Raw genomic sequence first — 296 nt, 5'->3', positions numbered from 1 at the left:
AACACCGAGTAGGGCAGGCAATAGCCTTTCCAACGCACATCCAGCCGACCGTCCGCATAGGCATAGGTCTCGACATAGCGACCGACCAAACCACGCGTCACCTCTGTCTCCTCCAGCATGATCCGCTTGCGCTCGAACGAGAACGTCAGCTGCGCACCGACATAGCGCTGCTCGCGCTTGCAGAGGATCTCTTGCAATCGATCCGGCGCCAGATTCATCGGCCGATGCAGGTCATCACACCGGGCAGGGACGATCGCAAACCGCGCGTTGTAGTCCTCCACGAAGTCCGGCAAGAA

At 59.8% G+C, this 296-nt stretch carries 1 pseudogene; it reads right to left on the bottom strand.

Going from position 1 to position 296, the window contains the following annotated elements:
* Positions 1-296: pseudogene (locus IB248_RS31160) on the bottom strand (ISNCY family transposase); the annotation flags it as partial.

The organism is Rhizobium sp. RHZ01, from assembly GCF_014851595.1.
GTDB classification, from domain to species: Bacteria; Pseudomonadota; Alphaproteobacteria; order Rhizobiales; family Rhizobiaceae; genus Rhizobium; species Rhizobium altiplani.
Note: the sequence above shows the minus strand (reverse complement) of the source record. Positions and strands in the feature narration are given on the sequence as shown.